14 protein-coding genes are annotated in these 18,219 nt (G+C 67.3%); 5 read left to right on the top strand and 9 right to left on the bottom strand.

Annotated elements, in window-relative coordinates:
- The first annotated feature begins 13 nt into the window (after positions 1-13).
- Positions 14-646, top strand: a complete 633-nt coding sequence (locus IE266_RS00670) for an RNA-binding protein (protein ID WP_189678104.1) — start codon at positions 14-16, stop codon at positions 644-646.
- Positions 643-3,153 carry a translation initiation factor IF-2 gene (gene infB, locus IE266_RS00665; RefSeq protein ID WP_189678103.1) on the top strand — a complete coding sequence of 837 codons (2,511 nt, stop codon included), beginning with the start codon at positions 643-645 and terminating at the stop codon, positions 3,151-3,153. Before IE266_RS00670 ends, infB begins: the two co-directional genes overlap by 4 nt.
- 359 nt (positions 3,154-3,512) lie before the next feature.
- Here the strand turns inward: infB and IE266_RS00660 are convergent, their stop codons facing one another.
- Genes IE266_RS00660 through IE266_RS00650 form a run of 3 tightly spaced genes read right to left on the bottom strand, consistent with a single transcriptional unit; the run spans position 3,513 to position 5,992 of the window.
- Positions 3,513-3,911 (bottom strand): (deoxy)nucleoside triphosphate pyrophosphohydrolase, encoded by a 399-nt coding sequence (locus tag IE266_RS00660; protein WP_189678102.1) that lies wholly within the window; start codon positions 3,909-3,911, stop codon positions 3,513-3,515.
- A complete protein-coding gene (gene argJ / locus IE266_RS00655) occupies positions 3,911-5,137 on the bottom strand; it encodes a bifunctional glutamate N-acetyltransferase/amino-acid acetyltransferase ArgJ (RefSeq protein ID WP_189678101.1) in 1,227 nt (408 codons plus the stop codon). Before argJ ends, IE266_RS00660 begins: the two co-directional genes overlap by 1 nt.
- Before the next feature lie 3 nt (positions 5,138-5,140).
- Positions 5,141-5,992, bottom strand: coding sequence for a peptidylprolyl isomerase (locus IE266_RS00650; protein ID WP_189678100.1), 852 nt, complete (start codon positions 5,990-5,992; stop codon positions 5,141-5,143).
- Between the two features lie 174 nt (positions 5,993-6,166).
- On the opposite strand from IE266_RS00650, the gene secA reads away from it, so the two are divergent.
- The 3 genes from secA to IE266_RS00635 all read left to right on the top strand — a co-directional run bounded on the left by secA (position 6,167) and on the right by IE266_RS00635 (position 11,634).
- Positions 6,167-8,899, top strand: a complete 2,733-nt coding sequence (gene secA / locus IE266_RS00645) for a preprotein translocase subunit SecA (protein ID WP_189678099.1) — start codon at positions 6,167-6,169, stop codon at positions 8,897-8,899.
- Between the two features lie 119 nt (positions 8,900-9,018).
- Entirely contained in the window at positions 9,019-10,056 is a 1,038-nt protein-coding gene (locus IE266_RS00640) for a translocase (RefSeq protein WP_189678098.1), read from the top strand.
- Between the two features lie 21 nt (positions 10,057-10,077).
- Positions 10,078-11,634, top strand: coding sequence for a phosphate ABC transporter substrate-binding/OmpA family protein (locus IE266_RS00635; RefSeq protein ID WP_189678097.1), 1,557 nt, complete (start codon positions 10,078-10,080; stop codon positions 11,632-11,634).
- A 4-nt stretch (positions 11,635-11,638) separates the two neighbouring features.
- Here the strand turns inward: IE266_RS00635 and IE266_RS00630 are convergent, their stop codons facing one another.
- The 6 genes from IE266_RS00630 to IE266_RS00605 form a co-directional block, all read right to left on the bottom strand.
- Positions 11,639-12,016, bottom strand: coding sequence for a hypothetical protein (locus IE266_RS00630; RefSeq protein ID WP_189678096.1), 378 nt, complete (start codon positions 12,014-12,016; stop codon positions 11,639-11,641).
- Between the two features lie 65 nt (positions 12,017-12,081).
- Positions 12,082-15,102 carry an error-prone DNA polymerase gene (locus IE266_RS00625; RefSeq protein WP_189678095.1) on the bottom strand — a complete coding sequence of 1,007 codons (3,021 nt, stop codon included), beginning with the start codon at positions 15,100-15,102 and terminating at the stop codon, positions 12,082-12,084.
- A gap of 168 nt (positions 15,103-15,270) precedes the next feature.
- Positions 15,271-16,188: a helix-turn-helix transcriptional regulator gene (locus tag IE266_RS00620; protein WP_189678094.1), complete on the bottom strand. Its 918-nt coding sequence runs from the start codon at positions 16,186-16,188 to the stop codon at positions 15,271-15,273.
- 84 nt (positions 16,189-16,272) lie between these two features.
- Entirely contained in the window at positions 16,273-16,707 is a 435-nt protein-coding gene (locus tag IE266_RS00615; protein ID WP_189678093.1) for an acyl-CoA thioesterase, read from the bottom strand.
- On the bottom strand, positions 16,708-17,892 hold the full coding sequence (gene boxA, locus IE266_RS00610; protein WP_189678092.1) for a benzoyl-CoA 2,3-epoxidase subunit BoxA: 1,185 nt from the start codon (positions 17,890-17,892) through the stop codon (positions 16,708-16,710).
- Entirely contained in the window at positions 17,889-18,065 is a 177-nt protein-coding gene (locus tag IE266_RS00605; RefSeq protein ID WP_189678091.1) for a hypothetical protein, read from the bottom strand. The genes boxA and IE266_RS00605 overlap by 4 nt, the downstream gene beginning before the upstream one ends.
- Positions 18,066-18,219 lie beyond the last annotated feature (154 nt).

Below are 18,219 nucleotides of genomic sequence, written 5' to 3'. Positions count from 1 at the left end.
TCAGGTGATGACGATGACGCGAGGGGGCGCCGAAAAGGACCGTGACGGCGCTGCCGAGCGCAAGTGCATCGTCACCGGCGAAGTACAGCCCAAGAACGGGCTGATCCGCTTTGTCGCCGGTCCCGACGGCCAGCTGGTGCCCGATGTCTCGGGCAAGCTGCCGGGCCGCGGGGTCTGGGTGTCCGCCGATCGGGCGGCGCTCGACAAGGCAGTGGCGAAGAAGCTCTTCGCCCGTGGTCTCAAGGCGCCGGTCACGGTGCCCGAAGGCCTCACCGACGAGGTGGAACGGCTGGTGTTGCGCCGGCTGATCGACCTCATCAGCCTCGCACGCAAGTCGGGCGAGGCGGTGGCCGGCTTCGAGAAGGTGAAGAGCTGGCTCGACAGGGAAGAGGCGGTTGTGCTGATTCAGGCGCTCGACGGATCCGGGCGCGGAAAGACCAAGTTGAGCACGCCGCACTTCGGCAAATACATCGGCTGTCTGACGGCGGATGAGTTGGGAATGGCCTTTGGCCGCCAAACTGTGATACATGCGGCGCTCGCCTCTGGTGGACTCGCGCCACGTGTTGTAGAGGAAGCGCAAAGATTGCGCGGTTTGCGTGAATTGATGGGTGGCAACGGCCGCTCGGAAGGAAAAAGAGCTGTATGAGCGATACTGACGGCAAAAAGACATTGGGCCTCCGCGGCGCGGGTGCACGTCCTGGCAACGTGAAGCAGAGCTTCAGCCACGGACGCACCAAGAACGTTGTCGTGGAGACCAAGCGCAAGCGTGTCGTCGTGCCGAAGCCCGGCGGCGCGAAACCCGCTGGCGGGTCGCAGTCGGGCGCCATCGGCGATCCGTCGCGGCGTCCTGCCGGCATCACCGATGCGGAGATGGAGCGCCGTCTGAAGGCGGTCCAGGCTGCCAAGGCGCGCGAGGTCGAAGAGGCCGCTGCACGCGAGGCGGACGAGCGTGCCCGCGAGGAAGAGCGTGAACGGCGCCGCGCCGAGATGGAGGCGAAGGAACGCGAGGACCGCGAGCGCGAAGAGGCGCTGAAGGCCAAGGCCGAAGAGGAAGAGCGTCAGCGCAAGCTGGCCGAGGTGGCCGCTCAGCGCGCCGCTGCTCCCGCCGCGCCGCAGCCTGCCCCGGCCAACCGCGAAGAGGCCGACGGCGGGGCGCGCAGCGCCAAGCCGGCCGCGCCGGCGAACCCGCGCAAGGTCGACGTCGAGCGTGACACCGACCGCAATGCCCGCAACAAGGGCCGCGACGACAGCCGCCGTGCCGGCAAGCTGACGCTGAACCAGGCGCTGACCGGCGGCGAAGGCGGACGTCAGCGCTCGATGGCGGCGATGAAGCGCAAGCAGGAACGCGCCCGCCAGAAGGCGATGGGCGGCGGTGCCGAGCGCGACAAGATCGTGCGCGACGTGCAGGTGCCCGAGGCGATCATGGTCAGCGAGCTGGCCAACCGCATGGCCGAACGGGTCGGCGCGGTGGTCAAGGCGCTGATGCAGAACGGCATGATGGTCACTCAGAATCAGACCATCGACGCCGATACCGCCGAACTGATCGTCGAGGAATTCGGCCACCGGGTCGTCCGCGTGTCGGATGCCGACGTCGAGGACGTGATCACCCAGGTCGAAGACGATGCGAAGGATCTCCAGTCGCGTCCGCCGGTCATCACCGTGATGGGCCACGTCGACCATGGCAAGACCTCGCTCCTGGACGCGATCCGCAACGCCAAGGTGGTTGCAGGCGAAGCCGGCGGGATCACCCAGCACATCGGCGCCTACCAGGTGAAGACCAAGGGCGGTCAGCTGATGACCTTCCTCGACACCCCCGGCCACGCGGCCTTTACCTCGATGCGCTCGCGCGGTGCACAGGTGACGGACATCGTGGTGCTGGTGGTGGCAGCGGATGACGCGGTGATGCCGCAGACCGTCGAGGCGATCAACCACGCCAAGGCGGCCGGTGTGCCGATGATCGTGGCGATCAACAAGATCGACAAGCCGGCGGCGAACCCGACCAAGGTGCGCACCGACCTGCTCCAGCACGAAGTGGTGGTGGAGAAGATGTCGGGCGAGGTGCAGGACGTCGAGGTTTCGGCCGTGACCGGCGAGGGCCTGGACGAACTGCTTGAAGCCATCGTGCTGCAGGCCGAGATCCTCGAACTCAAGGCCAACCCCGACCGCGCCGCACAAGGCGCCGTGATCGAGGCCAAGCTGGACGTGGGCCGCGGCCCTGTCGCCACCGTGCTGGTCCAGAACGGCACCCTGAAGCAGGGCGACATCTTCGTCGTCGGCGAACAGTGGGGCAAGGTCCGCGCGATGGAGAACGACAAGGGCGTTCGCATCAAGGAAGCCGGGCCGTCGGTTCCGGTCGAGGTGCTGGGCCTGAACGGGACTCCGGAAGCGGGCGACGTGCTGAACGTGGTCGAGACCGAAGCGCAGGCGCGCGAGATCGCCGCCTACCGCGAGCAGCTCGCCAAGGACAAGCGCGCGGCGCTTGGCGCGGCGACGACGCTGGAACAGCTGATGGCGAACGCCAAGGCAGATGCCAGCGTCACCGAGCTGCCGATCCTGGTGAAGGCCGACGTGCAGGGTTCTGCCGAAGCGATCGTCCAGGCGATGGAGAAGATCGGCAACGACGAAGTGCGCGTCCGCGTGCTTCACTCGGGCGTCGGCGCCATCACCGAGACCGACGTGGGCCTCGCCGAAGCCAGCAGGGCGCCGATCATGGGCTTCAACGTCCGTGCCAACGCCAGCGCGCGCAACTCGGCGAACCAGAAGGGCGTGGAGATCCGCTATTACTCGATCATCTACGACCTGGTCGACGACGTGCGCAAGGCGGCGAGCGGTCTGCTCAGTGCCGAGATCCGCGAGCACTTCATCGGCTATGCCACGATCAAGGAAGTCTTCAAGGTTTCCGGCGTCGGCAAGGTGGCGGGCTGCCTCGTCACCGAGGGCGTGGCACGCCGTTCGGCAGGCGTGCGCCTGCTGCGCGACAACGTGGTGATCCACGAAGGCACCCTGAAGACGCTCAAGCGCTTCAAGGACGAAGTGTCCGAGGTCCAGTCGGGCCAGGAATGCGGTATGGCCTTCGAGAACTACGACGACATCCGCCCCGGCGATGTCATCGAGATCTTCACCCGCGAGGAAGTGGCCCGCACGCTCACCTGAGCGGGCCACCCCGAACAAAGGAAAAGGCACGGTGGCGACACCGTGCCTTTTTTTGTCGTGTTGGATGTTTTCGAATTCAAGCCGATGCGGCTGCCGGTTGCACCGGGCGTCCCTTGAAGATCGTATTGCCGACCCTGACGGCGATATACCCGTCAGGGAAGGACCGAACGAACATCCCTTGTATGGATACGCAGGTACCTATCGTGATTGTGCGCAGCAAGTCTGATCCTCCCCAAAGAACGAGATGCTCACGGTAGGAATAGAATATTGCTATGCGGAAAATTAATCGAGGTTAATTTTCAGTCAAAGCGAACAAAATATTCGCAAACCTGCAGGTTTCGGCAGGATGGGCCAGATTTTCATAGCCAGTCACGCAAAATGGGGACAAGCGGCTTGTCCGCCTCGGGCATCGGGTAGGTTTTGAGGTCGTTCGGACGCACCCAGGCAAGGGTCTGGCCTTCGCGCGCGGCGGGGATGCCGTTCCACTTGCGGCAGGCGAACAGCGGCATAAGCAGATGGAAATCGTCGTAGCTGTGGCTGGCAAAGGTCAGCGGCGCCAGGCAAGAGGCCCAGGTGTCGATGCCCAGTTCCTCGTGCAGCTCGCGAATCAGCGCCGCTTCGGGGGTTTCGCCGGGTTCGACCTTGCCTCCGGGAAACTCCCAGAGGCCGGCCATGGACTTGCCTTCCGGGCGCTGCGCGAGCAGCACCCGGCCGTCGACGTCGATCAGGGCGACGGCGGACACCAGAACGGTTTTCATCAGGAGCGGTAATCCGCGTTGATGTCGATGTAGCCGTGGGTCAGGTCGCAGGTCCAGACCGTGCAGGCGCCCGTCCCCAGACCGAGGTCGACGCGTATCAGCAGGTCCTGCTGCTTCATGTGCTCGGCCGCGTCGGCTTCCTTGTAGTCCGGGCTGACCCAGCCGTGCTGCGCAACGAGGATGTCGCCGAAGTGGATGGTCAGCCGGTCGCGCTCGGCCGCCGCACCGGACTTGCCGATCGCCATGACGATCCGGCCCCAGTTCGGGTCCTGCCCGGCGATGGCGGTCTTGACCAGCGGCGAGTTGGCGATGGCCATGCCGTGCACCTTGGCGTCGGCGTCGCTGGCCGCACCGGTGATCTGGATCTCGACGAACTTGGTCGCGCCTTCGCCGTCCTTCACCACCTGGTGGGCGAGGTCGAGCATCACTTCGTAGAGCGCCTCCCAGAAGGCCTCGGCATCGGTGGCATCGACGCCCGAGGCGCCGGTGGCGCAGAGCATGAGACTGTCCGAGGTCGAGGTATCGCTATCGACGGTGATGCAGTTGAAGGTCTTGTCGCAGATCGCGGCGAGTTCGGTCTGCAGCCGGGCCTGTTCGACCTTCCCATCGGTGAAGATGTAGACCAGCATCGTCGCCATGTCCGGCGCGATCATGCCCGAGCCCTTGGCGATGCCGGCGATCGAGACGGTCTTGCCGCCGATCTCCACCGTCCGGGCCGAGCCCTTGGGGAAGGTGTCGGTGGTCATGATTGCCCGTGCCGCGTCGCGGATCTTTTCCGGATCCTGCGCCGTGTTCAGCTCATCCAGCTTGGCAACGATGCGCTCGTGCGGCATCGGCTCGCCGATCACCCCGGTCGAGGCGGTGAACACGCGCGAGACCGGAACCCCGGTGACGCGCGCAGTCTCCTCGGTCAGTTCCTTGACCGACAGCTGGCCGCGATGGCCGGTGAAGGCATTGGAATTACCCGAGTTTACCAGGATCGCGGCGCCGGCCGAGGCATCGCCGCCAATCTTGGCCTGGCAGTCGAGCACCGGGGCCGAGCGGGTGGCCGAACGGGTGAACACCCCGGCCACCGCAGTGCCGGGCGCAAGCAGCGCCAGCATCACGTCGGTTCGGTTCTTGTAGCGCACGCCGGCCTCGGCGCTTGCGAAACTGGCGCCGGCGATCACCGGCAGTTCGGGAAAGGCCGCGGGGGCCAGGGGGGAAACCTTGGTGATCTTCGCCATGTCTCAGTTCCTGATAAGGTCCAGGTTGCGCAGCACCGTCGGATCCAGCCCCTCGACCTCGGGGCGCTCGACCGTGGCGGCTGCCGTCAGTTCTTCCACTTTCTTCTCGACTGCGGCCTTGCGCAGCTCCATCGCGATCTCTTCCGAGACGGCCTCGAGCGCGGGCGCCTCGGCGCGGCGCTTTTCGTTCAGCTTGATGATGTGCCAGCCGAACTTGGTCTGCACCGGCTCGGACACGGCGCCCGGCTCCATCGCCACCACAGCGGCCGAGAATTCCGGCACCATGTCGGTGGCCGAGAACCAGCCCAGGTCGCCGCCACTCGGGCCCGAGGGGCCGGTCGACTTGGCCTTGGCCACCTCGGCGAAATCGGCGCCGTTGACGATCTCCTCGCGCACCGCCTTGGCGGCCTCTTCGGTTTCGAGCAGGATATGCGCGGCGCTGTATTCCTCGGCGCCGAAGCCGTCGCCGTAGCGGGCGTCATAGGCGGCCTTGATCTCTTCCTCGGTTGCGGCGCCGGCCATCACGGTTTCGATCGCGTCGGCCGCCATCATCGACCGCTTCTCGTTCTCGAGCGAGAGGCGGACATGCAGCGGTTCTTCGCCGGTCTGCGACTGTTGCAGCGCGCTCTGCTGGATCAGCTGGTTCAGAATCGCGTCGTAGAGCACGTCCGGCGGCAGTTGCTGATACTGCTGCGGCAGGGTCGCATGGGCTACGATCATGTGGCCAATCGTGATTTCCTGCCCGTTGACCCGCGCGACAACCGTGTCGACGCCGGGTTCGGCGCGAGAGGGCGTCGGCAGGGCCAGCAGGGCCGCGAGGGCCATTGCCGGCACGAAAGTGAAGCCTTTGGGCATGGATTTCTTCCTATTCCGGGGTCGCGACAGGGCGCGGCGTTGACACTACATGGCCTGCCCCCTAAATCGCCTTGTGGCCTTGGGGAGCCGCCGTTGCTCTCCGTATCTATAGGGTTGCGACACGGGCGGGCAAGCCTGCGACAACCAGGAAGCCTCGGATCGGCTGGAGAAAGCATGCTGGGAATCGGAACTATCGCCAGGAAGGTGTTCGGAACGCCGAACGACCGCAAGATCAAGGCGACTCGTCCGCTGGTCGAGAAAGTCAACGCGCTGGAACCGGAGTTTGTCAAACTCTCGGATGATGGCCTGAAGGAAAAGACCGAAGAGCTGGCCAAGCGGGCGATGGCGGGCGAAAGCCTGGACGACCTGCTGCCAGAGGCCTTCGCCAACTGCCGCGAGGCGGCGCGTCGCGCACTGGGCTTGCGCGCCTTCGACACGCAGCTGATGGGCGCCATCTTCCTGCACCAGGGCAATATCGCCGAACAGAAGACGGGCGAGGGCAAGACCCTGACCGCCACCTTCGCGGCCTACCTGAACGCGCTGCCCGGCAAGGGCGTGCATGTCGTCACGGTCAACGAATACCTAGCCAAGCGCGACGCCGAATGGATGGGCAAGGTCTTTGCCGCGCTGGGTCTGACCACCGGCGTCATCTATTCCGACATGCCGAACGAGGAGAAGCTCGCCGCCTATCGCAGCGACATCACCTACGGCACCAACAACGAATTCGGCTTCGACTATCTGCGCGACAACATGAAGTCCGAGCTTTCGGACGTGTTCCAGCAGCACCACCACTACGCCATCGTGGACGAGGTCGACTCGATCCTGATCGACGAGGCGCGCACGCCGCTCATCATCTCGGGCATGGCGACCGACAGGTCCGAGCTGTACCAGTCCATCGACGGGCTGATCCCGCTGCTGACCGAGGCGCATTACACGCTCGACGAGAAGACCCGGAACGTCTCGTTCACCGACGAGGGCAACGAGTTCCTCGAAGCGCAGCTGCGCGCGCGTGGCCTGCTGCCCGAGCACCAATCGCTCTACGATCCCGAAAGCACGACCATCGTGCACCACGTCAACCAGGGCCTTCGCGCGCACAAGCTGTTCCAGAAGGACAAGGACTACATGGTCCGCAACGGCGACGTCGTGCTGATCGACGAATTCACCGGGCGGATGATGTCGGGCCGGCGCCTGTCGGACGGGCTTCACCAGGCGATCGAGGCGAAGGAAGGCGTGGCCATCCGTCCAGAGAACGTCACCATGGCCTCGGTGACCTTCCAGAACTACTTCCGCCTCTATGACAAGCTGGCCGGCATGACCGGCACCGCCGCCACCGAGGCCGAGGAATTCCGCGAGATCTATGGCCTGGGCGTGGTCGAGGTTCCGACCAACCTGCCGATTGCCCGGAAGGACGAGGACGACCAGGTCTTCCGCACCGCGCGCGAGAAATACGCCGCGATGGTCGAAGAGCTGAAGGTGGCCCATGCCAAGGGCCAGCCGGTGCTGATCGGCACCACCTCGATCGAGAAGTCGGAAATGCTGAGCCAGATGCTGACCAAGGAGGGCATCAAGCACAACGTGCTGAACGCCCGCCAGCACGAGGCCGAGGCGCAGATCATCGCCGACGCCGGCCGTCTGGGCGCGGTGACCATCGCCACCAACATGGCCGGCCGCGGCACCGACATCCAGCTGGGCGGCAACGTCGAGCTGAAGGTGCTCGAAGCGATGAAGGCCAACCCGGATGCCGACCCCAAGGCGCTGCGCGCCGAGGAAGAGGCCAAGCACGCCGAGGAGAAGGCCAAGGTGCTCGAGGCCGGCGGTCTCTTCGTGATGGCCTCGGAACGGCACGAGAGCCGGCGCATCGACAACCAGCTGCGCGGCCGTTCGGGCCGCCAGGGCGACCCTGGCCGCACGGTGTTCTACCTCAGCCTCGAAGACGACCTGATGCGCATCTTCGGGTCGGAGCGGCTCGACAAGGTGCTGACCACGCTGGGCCTCAAGGAAGGCGAGGCGATCGTCCACCCCTGGGTGAACAAGTCGCTGGAGCGGGCGCAGGCCAAGGTCGAGGGGCGCAACTTCGACATCCGCAAGCAGCTGCTGAAGTTCGACGACGTGATGAACGACCAGCGCAAGGTGATCTTCGGCCAGCGCCGCGAGATCATGGAGGCGACCGACCTGTCCGAGATCGCCGACGACATGCGCCACCAGGTCATCGACGACCTGATCGAAAGCTACATGCCGCCGAAATCCTATGCCGACCAGTGGGATACCCAGGGTCTCTACGCCCAGGTGATCGAGCAGCTGGGCATCGACGTTCCGGTCATGGAATGGTGCGCCGAGGAAGGCGTCGACAACGAGGAAGTGCGCGAGCGCCTGATCAAGGCCAGCGACGAGCACATGGCCAAGAAGGCGGTCGAATTCGGCCCCGAGAACATGCGCAACATCGAGAAGCAGGTGCTGCTGCAGACCATCGACGCCAAGTGGCGCGAGCACCTGCTGACGCTGGAACACCTGCGCTCGGTCGTCGGCTTCCGCGGCTATGCGCAGCGCGACCCGCTGAACGAATACAAGAACGAAAGCTTCCAGCTGTTCGAGAACATGCTCGACTCGCTGCGCGAGAACGTGACCAAGAACCTCACGCATCTCTCGATGCCGAGCGAGGAAGAGCAGCGCGCGCTGCTGCAGCAGTTCTTCGCCCAGCAGGCGCAGATGGCGCGGGCCCAGGGCGAGGCGCCGGTGCAGGGCGTGACCACGGGCGGTGCGGACGTGGCCGTGGCCGAGGCCGAGCGCACCGAGCCCCTGCCGGGCTTTGTCGAGGACGATCCCTCGACCTGGGGCAACCCGGGCCGCAACGAGAAATGCCCCTGCGGCAGCGGCGAGAAGTTCAAGCACTGCCACGGCAAGGTCTGATCTGGCGGCGGCGCTTCGGCGCCGCTTTGCCCATGCCTGAATGACTCCCAACCACGGCCACACCTTGGCCCCGATTGACTGGGACAACACCCTCCGACCCGGTGTGGATGGAGGGTGCCATGAGCAGGAAGCGCAAGCTGTTGACTTCGGCCGGCACGGTCGGCGCGGCGCTGGCCATCGGCTGGGTCATGCAGACCGCCGTCGAACCGCCGAAAGGCGCGATCTCGCTCCGCCCCACCCCCATCGCCAAGACTTTTCTCGAACCGCAGCTTGCCGACCCGGCCCTGGCCGCCACGCAACAGGCCGCGCTGCCCGAGCCGGTGCTGCCCGATGCCCCCGACATGGTCGAGCTGCCGCTGACCCAGATCCGCCTGACCTCGGTCGAATCGCCGCTGCCGGCGATCTCTGACCTGGCCCGCGCGCTGATCGCCTCGGCCTCGTTCGAGCCCGACGTCGCCCCGACCATCCCGGAAGAGCCGCTGACGCCCTACCTCGGCTGCGAGATCACCGCGACGGCGGAGCCGGCGCCGCTTGCCACCGTCAAGCTGACCGTGATGGCGCCCTGCAACGGCAGCCAGCGGGTGACGATCCACCATTCGGGCATGATGTTCACCGAGACCACCTCGCGCGACGGCGGCCTGCACCTGGTGGTGCCGGCGATGAGCCACAAGGCGGTCTTCATCGTCCAGTTCGACAACGGCAGGGGCGCCGTCGCCTCGGCGGATGTTGCAGGTCTCGACGGCATCGACCGGGTTGCGCTGCAATGGACCGGCGACACCGGCTTCCAGGTCCACGCCCGCGAATTCGGTGCCGCCTATGGCAGCGATGGCCATGTCTGGGCCGGGTCGGTTGCCTCGCACAATGGCGGCAGCTTCCAGCGGCTGGGCGATCCGGGCGCGCTGGGGGCGAAGGTTGTCGAAGTCTATACCTTCCCGACCGAAGGGGCCAAGCGCTCGGGCACGGTCGATCTGACCATCGAGGCCGAGATAACGGCCGCCAATTGCGGCCGCGACATCAGCGCGCAGTCGATCGAACTGCGCCAGGACGCGGGCCTGCGCACGCAGGATCTCGTGCTGTCGATGCCGGATTGTTCTGCGGTTGGTGATTTTCTGGTGTTGAATAATCTGGTAGATGACCTGAAAATCGCCGCCAAATAAGCGGAAAGCAGTAGGCCCGACATGATGAATTGGCGTGCGGCGTTCATCGCCGCACTTTTGCTGTTCTGCATCCCGCTTGGCGCGGCGGCGCAGGACGTCACCCTGACCTCGCACGACGGTTCGATCGAAGTGACCGGCACCCTGCTGGGCTTCGACGGCGAATTCTACCGGGTCGAGACCAAGTTCGGCCCGCTGACGGTCGATGGCTCGGGGGTGACCTGCGACGGGCCGGGCTGCCCGAACCTGCAGGATTACGTGGCCGAGATCCTGTTCTCGGGCTCCTCGACTATGGCCGAGGTGCTGCTGCCGGCGCTGGTCGAGGGATTCGCGCTGCGCAGCGGCCACCAGGCCGAACGGCGCGACCTGGACGAATCGCATTTCCAATACGAGCTGAAGGCGCCCGAGACCGGGCGCACCCTGGCCCGCTTCATCTTCCGCGTGACCAATACCGACGAGGGCTTTGCCGACCTGCTGGCCGACGAGGCCGACCTGGTCATGGCCCTGCGCGAGATCCGCCCGAGCGAGCGCGCCCGTGCCATCGAGGCGGGCATGGGCGACCTGACCCAGCCGGGGCGGGCGCGGGTGGTGGCGCTGGACGCGATGGTGCCGGTGGTGGCCCCCGACAACCCGGTGCGCGAGATCTCGGCCGTGCAGTTGGCGCAGGTCTTCTCGGGGCAGATCACCAACTGGGCCGACCTGGGCGGGCCGGATGCGCCGATCACGCTGCATCTCGCCGCCGAGGGCACCGGTCTGGCGCAGGTGGCCGAGGACACGCTGCTGCGCCCCGGCCGGCTGCACCTGGCCGAGGGCGCCGAGCGCCACGCGCCGACCAGCAAGCTGGTCGAGGCGGTGATGAAGGACCCCTTCGGCATCGGGCTGGCCAGCTTCGCCGAGACCGGCGAGACCAGGGTGCTGCCGCTGGCCGGCGGCTGCGGCTTCTCGCTGGAGGCGACCCGGCGGTCGATCAAGACCGAGGACTACCCGCTGACCTCGCCGATGTTCCTCTACCAGCCGGCGCGCCGGCTGCCGAAGATGGGCCGCGCCTTCCTGTCCTATGTCGGCAGCCCGATGGCGCAGATCGTGATCCGCCGCGCCGGCTTCGTCGACCAGGCGCACGAGACCATCGGCCTCGGGCTGCAGGGCGACCGGCTGGCCAATGCGATCCTCGCCGCCGGGCGCGAGGTGCCGCTGGACGAACTGCAACGGATGATCGGCGTGCTGAAGCCCATGACGCGCCTGTCGCTGTCCTTCCGCTTCGAGCCCGGCTCGGCCCGGCCCGACGCGCAGTCGCGCACCAATATCCTGCTGCTGGCCGAGGCGATCGAGGCCGGGGCCTTCGACGCCAGCACGCTGACCTTCGTCGGTTTCAGCGATGGCGACGGGCCGGCGGGCAGCAACATGCGCATCGCCCGCGCCCGCGCCGAGGCGGTGCGCAACGCGGTGGTCAAGGCGGCGCAGGCCGCGCCGGGCGAGGTGGCCACCCATGTCGAGGTCTTCGGCGAGGCTCTGCCGATGGCCTGCGACGACAGCGACTGGGGCCGCAAGGTCAACCGCCGGGTCGAGGTCTGGCTGCGCTGAAGCGTCAGAACCGGCGCACCCGGACGTAGGTGCCCACCGCCTTGCCCTGCTCCCAGCGCACCAGCCCGCCACGGGAATCGACGCTCAGCACCTTCTGGCGGAACTTGGTGTTGCCGTGGTTCACCCGCATCTGGCGCACGTTCAGCGTGACCGTCCGGCCGTCGGTCTCCCAGCAGCCGCTCGCCTCCTCGTCATAGGCGCCGTAGCTCAGCATGTAGCCGAAACTGCCGTCGGGCGAGAGCATGATGAGCGAGCCGACCTCCATCACCCCGCGCAGCTCGTAGCCGCCGGCAAGCTGCGGTTCGACCGGCTTGCATCGGACCTTGGCAAGGGCGGGGGAGCACAGGGCGAGGGCTGTGAAAACGGCAAGGACAAGACGCATGGCAATCCTCCGGTTTCCACCGATCCTAACCTAGTACCGGGCACCGGGCGAGGCATCTGTGCGGCTCAGGGCGGCCGGCTGTGGCCCTTGGGGTATTCCTCGCAGGCAAACCGCCGGGGGGCCGGGATCGCGGCGCGGGCGGAGCCGAAATCCGTCACGGATTTCGGACCGTTTTCCGTGCCGGAAAACGGCGTGCCCGGTGTCAGCAGGTGGCGCAGCAGGGCGACGGGATGCGCCTTGAGGCTGAGGCGCAGGGCGACGAAATCCTCGACCACCTGCTCGCCCAGGGTCATCTCGGGCAGCTGCGCCGGGGCCTCGCGGATCGCCTCGCCCTCGATGTCGAGCGCGAAGAGCGGCAGCGGTTCGGTCTTGGCGATGGCCTTGGCGGCCCAGAGCGCCTCGCGCCGGCTGACGCCCAGGGCGGCGAAGGCATCGGCCTCGGACAGGCGCTCGATCACCGCCGGGCCAAGGCCGGCGCGGCGCCAGAGGTCGTTCACCTCGAGATAGCCGTTGCCGCGCGTTGCCGTCAGCCAGCTGGCATCCTCCTCGGCCAGCCCCTTGATCTGGCGGAAGCCCAGCCGCAGCGCCAGCCCGCCCTTGCCGTCGGGCTCCATCACGTTGTCCCAGTAGCTGGCGTTGATGCAGACCGGGCGCACCTCGACCCCGTGTTCGCGCGCGTCGCGCACGATCTGCGCCGGGGCATAGAAGCCCATCGGCTGCGAATTCAGCAGCGCGCAGGCGAAGATGCCGGGGTGGTGCCGCTTGATCCAGGCCGAGGCATAGACCAGCAGCGCGAAGGAGGCGGCATGGCTTTCGGGGAACCCGTAGGAGCCGAAGCCCTCGATCTGGCTGAAGCAGCGCTGCGCGAAATCCTCGTCATAGCCGTTCTTCCGCATCCCGCGCAGGAAGAGCTCGCGGAACTCGCTGACGCTGCCATGCTTCTTGAAGGTGGCGAGCGAGCGGCGCAGCCGGTCGGCCTGTTCCGGCGTGAAGCCCGCGCCGACGATGGCGATCTGCATCGCCTGTTCCTGGAACAGCGGCACGCCCAGGGTCTTGCCCAGCACGGCCCCCAGCGCGTCCGAGGGAAACTCGACCTTCTCCTCGCCGTTCCTGCGGCGGATATAGGGATGCACCATGTCGCCCTGGATCGGACCGGGGCGGATGATCGCCACCTCGATCACCAGGTCGTAGAAGTTGCGCGGCCGCATCCGGGGCAGGAAGTTCATCTGTGCCCGGCTCTCGACCTGGAAGACGCCGATGCTGTCGGCGCGGCAGAGCATGTCATAGACCGCCGGATCCTCGGGCGGCAGGGTCGCCAGCGTGTGGTGAAGGCGGTGATGCGTGGCGAGCAGGTCGAAGGCCTTGCGGATGCAGGTCAGCATCCCGAGGCTCAGCACGTCGACCTTCAGGATGCCCAGCGTGTCGATGTCGTCCTTGTCCCAGCAGATGACGGTGCGGTCCTCCATCGTCGCATTCTCGATCGGGACCAGTTCGTCGAGCCGCCCCTCGGTGATGATGAAGCCGCCGACATGCTGCGACAGGTGGCGGGGAAAGCCCTCGATCTGATGCACGAGGTCGAGCGTCTGCATCAGCCGGCGGTCGGTCGGGTCGAGTCCGATCTCGCGCAGGCGCTCGTATTGCATCGCCTCGGAGGAGAAGAAGCCCCAGAGCTGCGAGGAGAGGCCCGAAAGCGTGTCCTCGGACAGGCCCATGGCGCGGCCCACCTCGCGGATGGCGCGCTTGCCGCGGTAGTGGATCACCGTGGCGCAGAGGCCGGCGCGGTGGCGGCCGTAGCGGTCGTAGATCCACTGGATCACCTCCTCGCGGCGCTCGTGCTCGAAATCGACGTCGATGTCGGGCGGCTCGTCGCGCGCCTCGGAAACGAAGCGCTCGAAGACCATGGTGCCGATCTCGGGCGACACCGAGGTGATGCCGAGGCAGAAGCAGACCACCGAATTGGCCGCGCTGCCGCGCCCCTGGCAAAGGATGTTGCGCGAGCGGGCAAAGGCGACGATGTCGTGCACGGTCAGGAAATAGGGCTCGTAGCGCAGCCGGCCGATCAGGTCGAGCTCGTGGCGCATCATCGCCCGCACCCGCTCGGGCGCGCCGGCGGGATAGCGCCAGGCCAGGCCCTCTTCGGCCAGCCGGGCCAGGCGTGCGGCCGGGGTCTCGTCGTTCTCGACCTCGCTGGGGTAGTCATAGCGCAGCTCGGAGAGCGAGAAGGTCAGGCTTCCGGCCAGCGCGCCGGCGCGCGCGACGGCCTCTTCGTGGCCGGCGAAGAGGCGGCGCATCTCGCTCTCGCCGCGCAGCCGCCGCTCGGCATTGGCCAGGGCGCCGCGGCCCAGGTCCTCGACCCGGCAGTGCAGGCGGATCGCGCTCAGCACGTCGGCGAGACGGCGGCGGCTGCCCCGGTGCATCATCGGCGCGGCGCTGGCCAGGGTCGGGATCCCCAGCAACTCCGCCTCGCGCGCGAGGGCGTCGAAGCGGGGACCGTCGCGGCCGTCGTAGAGCGGGTGCATCAGCAGGTGGACCTTCCCGGCAAGGCGGCGCGCCAGCCGCTGCGCCTGTGTCCGCCAGGCGCCCGCGCCGCCGGTCTCCGTCGGCGCCTCTGGCGGCCAGAGCAGCAGCTGCAGGCCCTCGGGCCGCTCCAGCAGGTCGTCGAGATGCAGGATGCAGTCGCCCTTGTCGGCGCGCAGGCGACCGGCGGAGAGGATGCGGCAGAGGTTGGCCCAGCCGGCCCGCGTCTCGGGCAGCACGGTGACCGGGGGCGCATCGGTGAAGAGCAGCCGCGCCGCCGGGATCAGCCGGGGCACATGGGCCAGCGGGAAGGCCGGCGGCGGCGGCAGATGCGCCGGGCGGGGCGGGCCGATCGGGTCATGCGCCGCGTCCCAGTCCTGCCGCTCGCGCACCCTGCGGGCGATGGCCTTGCCCTCGGCATGGGCGCGCACGATGCCGGCGACCGAATTGTCGTCGGCGATGGCCAGCGCCGGGAGCTCCAGCCGGCAGGCGAGCCGCATGTACTCCTCGGGGTGGGAGGCCCCGGTGAGGAAGGTGAAGTTCGAGGTGATCGAGAGCTCGGCGAACATGGGAAGGTCAGTATATTCACGTTTTGTTCTTGTTGGGAGTCCCCCGTGGCCGCTGTTGCAGGGGGGCGCTGCCCCCCGCCGCCCGTGCCGGGCGTCTCCCCCCGGAGGTATTTGAAAAGAAGAGAAATCAGGGGCGTGGCGCTGGCTCGAACGGCGCCTCTTGCGGCGTCAGCCGAGGAAGCCGCGGGCGCGGATCAGGGCGACCAGTTCCTGGGCCGAGGCCTCGACCGGCTTGCCCGAGGTATTGAGCTGCGCCTCGGCGCGGGCGTAGAGCGATTCGCGGCTGGTCAGGATCGAGCGCAGCTGTTCCATCGCCTCGGGGTTTCCGGCCATCGGCCGTTCGTCGCCCTGGGCGCGGACGCGGGCCATGTGTTCGTCGGGCGAGGTGCGCAGCCAGATCGTGTGGAAATGGCCGAGCAGGCGGGCATAGGTCTCGGGTTCCACCACGATGCCGCCGGCGACCGCCAGGACCACGCTGTCATGGGTGCAGATCACCCGGTCGACCGCCTGCGCCTCGAGGCTTCGGTAGCCCTCCTGGCCGTAGAGCGCCAGCACCTCGTCGACCGGCATGCCGGAGTGTTCCTCGATCTCGCGGTTCAGCTCGATGAAAGGCACGCCCAGCATCTTTCCGGCCATCGCGCCCAGCGTCGACTTGCCGGCGCCGCGCAGCCCGACCAGACAGATGCGGTGGGCGCGGCGCGCCTCGGGCGAATCGGAGCTGAGCGCCTCCATCACCGCCTGGCGCACCTCGGGGCTGGCGGCGCGGTAGAGGTCGGCCATGCGCGAGACATCGGTGGCCCAGGGATCGTCGGCGCTCATCAGCCATTCGATGCGGTGATCCAGCGCCTCGGCCACCCGTTGCAGCAGGCCGATCGAGATATTGCCCTCGCCGGCCTCGAGCTGGGCCAGGTAGCGCGGCGAGACGCCGGAGATTTCCGAGAGCACCCGGCGCGGGATGCCCTTGCGCTCGCGCGCCTTGCGCACCCTTTCGCCCACCCGCTGGATCAGCGCCGCGACGCCGGCATCGCCCTGCATCTCGTCAGGGGGGGCGATCCGGTCTCCGCGAAAATTGGTGATCTCTGTCATGGCTGCGCTGGCTTATGTATTATAGTGCATAATCTAGCCTGTGGCGGCGATCCAGGCAATGGCTTTCGCCGCCAGCGGCGCCGTTCAGGCGCGGATCAGCGGCGTGACGATGGCGCGGATATCGGGCGGCGCGGGGAGGGTCTTCACCGAGCCCGCCTCGGTGAAGACGCAGGTGAAGCGGCCCTCGAAGCAGGTCACCCCGTCCTGCCGGCCGATCACCGCGAAGCTGATCGACCTTGTGCCGAGCGCGGTGGGGAAGACCTCGCACATCAGCCGGTGGCGCGGCGTCACCGGCGACCGGAAGTCCAGCGAGAGATGCACGAAGGGCGTGCCGAAGCCGCGGTCCATCTCCATCTGGTACCAGCCATCGCCGTCCAGGTGGTGCTCCCACCAGCCGTTGATCGCCAGCAGCGCGAATTCGGGCAGGCGGCCGGTATAGGCGATGCGCGCCGGGTCGCAGTCGCCCCAGGTGACGTGGATCGGATATTCGAAGGCGCGGGGCCCCTCGGCAGGGGCCATTCAGTAGGTTTCCACGTGGTAGCGGCCTTCGTCGCGCATGGTGTCGCGCAGGGCGGTCCACTGCTGGCCGATGCTCTCGGCGATATTGGTCAGGGTCTTCTCCACCCCTTCCTCCATCCCGCGCAGGCCGCAGATGTAGATATAGGTGTTGGGATCGCCCAGCAGCTCGGCCACGGCTTCCTGCTCGGCCACCATGCGGTCCTGCACGTATTCCTTCGGCTGGCCGGGCTGGCGCGAATAGACCAGGTGTTTCTTCAGCAGCGCGTCGGGCACCTTCTTCAGCGGGCCGAAGTAGGGCAGGCTTTCCGGGGTGCGGGCGCCGAAGAACATGGTCATGCCGCCCGACTTGCCGCCGACCGTGCGCTGGCGGCGCATGGTGAAGGCGCGCATCGGGGCCGAGCCGGTGCCGGTGCAGATCATCAGCAGCCGCGCGTCCGGGTCGCCGGGCATCAGGAAGGTGGCGCCGAAGGGGCCGGTGACGCGCACCCTGTCGCCCTTCCCGAGGTCGCAGACGTAGTTGGAGCAGAGGCCCTTGTCCTCGCGCTTGACCGTCAGCGAAACGTTGTTGAAGCCCGGCCGCTCGCCGTCGCGCGGCGAGGAGACCGAGTAGAGGCGCGGCAGGTGCGGCTTGCCCTCGGCATCGGTTCCGGGCGGGATGATCCCGATCGACTGGCCTTCGAGCACCGGGAAGGGCAGGCTGCCGAAATCGAGGATGATGTGGCGCACATCGGCCTCGCCGCCCTCGTCGGTGAGGCGGTAGTTGCCCTGCACCGTGGCTTCGGCCGGCTTGCCGAGATTGTACATGTTCACCGTCGGCTTGGAGGCGGTGGCCGGCGGTTTCGCCTTGCCGCCGGCGCCGGCATGGGCCTCGGCCAGCAGGGCGGCCATGGCGTCGTCCATCGCCTCGATGCTGGTGTCGGCGCTGGCGATGTCCGCCTGCTCGGGCAGTTCGGTCCAGCTGTACTGGTCGTCGAGCGAATAGGGTTCCTCGACCACGCGCCATTCATCGATCGAGCCGGTCGGGCAGACCGGGATGCAATCCATGCAGAAGTTGCATTTCGAGGCATCCACCACGACGTTGTTGTCGTCATGTTCGATCGCCTGCACCGGGCAGGTCATTTCGCAGGTATAGCAGCGGATGCAGATTTCGGGATCGATCAGGTGCTGCTTGAGGGGCTTGTTCATGGGCTCGTGCGCTTCCTGGACAGGATGACGCCGGGGATCACCAGGACGTCGATGAGCTCCGCGCACAGGCCGTTGCAGTTGTCGCATCCGACGCAGGGGTTGGCCAGATCGTTCAGCGCGGCCGAGAGGGCCGTGGTGTGGGTCTGATCGGGTTTCGAGCGTTGGATGTTCATGCTGCAACTCCAGTACAAAACAGGCTCTGTGCCAACGCGGTGTGGGGGTGACGGTCCCGAAACGGCCGTGGCCGTCACCACTTTACCACATCCGGCGCGCGCGCGGCAATTTCGCTGCCGTGTCGCGCCCTGCTGGCGAGGGGGCCTAGCGGCC

Origin of the sequence: Seohaeicola zhoushanensis (assembly GCF_014656415.1) — a bacterium.
Lineage (GTDB): Bacteria > Pseudomonadota > Alphaproteobacteria > Rhodobacterales > Rhodobacteraceae > Seohaeicola_A > Seohaeicola_A zhoushanensis.
The sequence above is the reverse complement of the archived record's forward strand: the minus strand, read 5'-3'. Positions and strand labels throughout refer to the sequence as shown.